The following is a 3,340-nucleotide window of genomic DNA, read 5'->3' on the forward strand; positions in this document are numbered from 1 at the left end:
CGGCCACGTTCGGCGGCGGACTGGATCGGCGACAGCGGCGGCACGTACCACACCATCGGCAAGGTGCGGTATTCCGGATGCAGCGGCAGCGCCAGTTTCCAATCAATGGCGAGCTTGTAGGTCGGTGAATTGACTGCGGCTTCCAGCCAGCTGTCGGGGATGCCTTCCTTGCGCGCGGCCTCGATGACCTTGGGATCGTTGGGATCGAGGAAGATGTCCAGATGCGCCTGATACAGGTCTTTCTCGGCCGGCACCGAGGCTGCTTCCTGGATGCGGTCGGCATCGTACAGCAGCACGCCGAGGTAGCGGATGCGGCCCACGCAGGTTTCCGAGCACACGGTGGGCTCGCCCATTTCAATGCGCGGGTAGCAGAAGATGCACTTCTCGGATTTACCCGACTTCCAGTTGTAGTAGATCTTCTTGTACGGGCAGGCCGACACACACATGCGCCAACCGCGGCACTTGTCCTGGTCGATCAACACGATGCCGTCTTCTTCGCGCTTGTAGATCGCGCCCGACGGGCATGCAGACACGCAAGCCGGGTTCAGGCAGTGCTCGCACAGGCGCGGCAGGTACATCATGAAGGTCTTTTCAAACGCGCCGTAGATCTCTTTCTGCACGCCCTCGAAGTTCTTGTCCTTGCTGCGCTTGGCGAATTCGGTGCCGAGGATTTCTTCCCAGTTCGGGCCCCAATGAATCTTCTGCATGCGCTGGCCGGAAATCAGCGAACGCGGGCGTGCGGTGGGTTGGTGCTTGCTGTCCGGCGCTTCGTGCAGGTGCTGGTAATCGAAATCAAACGGTTCGTAGTAGTCGTCGATCTGCGGCAGGTCGGGGTTGGCGAAAATCTTCGACAGCATGCGGAACCGGCCACCGGCTTTGGGCACCAGCTTGCCGGCACGGGTCCGCACCCAGCCGCCGTTCCACTTGTCCTGGTTTTCCCATTCCTTGGGATAGCCCACGCCGGGCTTGGTTTCCACATTGTTGAACCAGGCGTATTCCACACCTTCGCGTGATGTCCACACGTTTTTGCAGGTGATCGAACAGGTGTGGCAGCCGATGCACTTGTCCAGGTTCAGCACCATTGCGATCTGTGCGCGTACTTTCATCACACCACCTCCTGAGCGTTGGCAGGCACTGCTTCGCCATCCAACCAATCCACTTTATTCATCTTGCGCACGATCACGAATTCGTCACGGTTGCTGCCCACCGTGCCGTAGTAGTTGAAGCCATAGGCGAACTGGGCATAGCTGCCGATCATGTGGGTGGGCTTGAGCACAATGCGGGTGACAGAGTTATGGATACCGCCACGCGTGCCACTGATTTCGCTGCCGGGTGTGTTGATGATGCGTTCTTGCGCGTGGTACATCATCGCCATGCCGTTCATCACGCGCTGGCTGACCACCGCACGTGCGGCAATTGCACCGTTGACGTTGAACAGTTCAATCCAGTCGTTGTCTTCAATCCCCGCTTCCCGCGCATCGTCCTCAGACAACCACACGATCGGGCCACCACGCGAGAGCGTTTGCATGATCAGGTTATCGGAATAGGTGCTGTGGATGCCCCACTTCTGGTGCGGGGTGATCCAGTTCAGCACGATTTCCTTGTTGCCGTTGCCACGCATGTTGTGCAGCGGGGCAATCGTCTTGGTATCCACCGGTGGACGGTACTGCATGAAGCCTTCGCCGAACGCCAGCATCCACTCGTGATCCATGTAGAACTGTTGGCGCCCCGTCACCGTGCGCCATGGAATCATTTCATGCACATTGGTGTAGCCGGCGTTGTAGCTGACGTGTTCGTCTTCCAAACCGGACCAGGTGGGCGAAGAAATGATCTTGCGCGGCTGCGCCTGGATATCGCGGAAGCGGATGGCTTCATGCTCCTTGCCCACCGCCAGATGGGTGTGGTCACGGCCGGTGAATTCACCCAGTGCCTCCCACGCCTTGACGGCCACATGGCCATTGGTTTCCGGTGCCAGATGCAACACGCATTCGGCGGCATCAATCGCGGTCTGGATGTTCGGGCGGCCTTGGCTGATGCCTTCTTCGCGCACGCGATGGTTGAGGTCACCCAGGAAATGCACTTCATCCTTGGTATCCCAATTGATGCCCTTGCCGCCATTGCCCTGCTTGTCCAGCAGCGGGCCCAGCGAGGTGAACTTCTTGTACAGGTTTGGATAGTCGCGCTCGACCACCGCAATCGTCGGCATGGTCTTGCCCGGAATCGGCTCGCACTCGCCCTTCTTCCAGTTGGTGACGCCCAGCGGCATCGCCAGCTCGCCGGGGGTATCGTGCAGGGTGGGCACCAGCACCACGTCTTTCTCTACACCCAGCACGCCCGGCGCCATTGCGCTCACCGCCTTGGCGATGCCCTTGAAGATATCCCAGTCGCTGCGTGCCTCCCACGCCGGATCCACCGCCTTCGACAGCGGGTGAATGAACGGATGCATGTCCGAGGTGTTGAGGTCGTTCTTTTCGTACCACGTTGCGGTAGGCAGCACGATGTCCGAATACAGGGCGGTGGTGCACATGCGGAAATCCAGCGTCACCAGCAGGTCGAGCTTGCCTTCCGGCGCTTCATCGCGCCATTTGATTTCCTGCGGTTTTTCCGCACCACGTTCGCCCAGATCCTTGCCTTGCAAGCCATGCCGGGTACCCAGCAAGTGGCGCAGCATGTACTCGTGACCCTTGCCGGAGCTGCCCAGCAAGTTCGAGCGCCAGATGAACATGTTGCGCGGGAAGTTCTCCGGTGCGTCCGGGTCAGCGTAAGCAAAATCCATCGCCCCACTCTTGAGCTGACTGACCACGTAGTCGGCCGGCGTACTGCCTGCGGCTTCGGCCGCTTTGGCAATACTGAGCGGATTGCGGTTGAGCTGCGGCGCGCTGGGCAACCAGCCCATGCGGATCGCCTGCATGTTGAAGTCGGCCTGGCTGCCGCTGAACTTGGCCGGGTCTGCCAAGGGCGAGAGCAGTTCCTTCATCTCGACCTTTTCGTAGCGCCACTGGTCGGACATGAAGTAGAAGAACGAGGTTCCGTTCATCTGGCGCGGCGGCTTGCTCCAATCCAGACCGAACGCAATCGGCTGCCAGCCGGTTTGCGGGCGCAACTTTTCCTGGCCCACGTAATGCGCCCAACCACCGCCGGTTTGGCCCACGCAACCGCACATCATCAGCATGTTGATGAGGCCGCGGTAGTTCATGTCGTTGTGGAACCAGTGGTTCATCGCCGCACCCACAATAATCATGCTGCGGCCATGGGTCTTGGCGGCGGTATTGGCAAATTCGCGGGCGATTTCGATCACGTCATGGCGCGGCACGCCGGTGATCTTTTCCTGCCATGCCGG

2 protein-coding genes are annotated in these 3,340 nt (G+C 60.0%); both read right to left on the bottom strand.

The genetic code is table 11. The features are described from left to right. Positions 1–1,106: nitrate reductase subunit beta (gene narH, locus PK789_RS07490; RefSeq protein ID WP_324308152.1), on the bottom strand; the 1,106-nt coding region annotated here is incomplete at its 3' end. Further along, the coding region (locus PK789_RS07495; protein WP_324308153.1) for a nitrate reductase subunit alpha at positions 1,106–3,340 on the bottom strand (2,235 nt) is incomplete at its 5' end. The genes narH and PK789_RS07495, both read right to left, overlap by 1 nt.

The sequence above is a fragment of the Thermomonas sp. genome (assembly GCF_035369645.1).
Lineage (GTDB): Bacteria > Pseudomonadota > Gammaproteobacteria > Xanthomonadales > Xanthomonadaceae > Thermomonas.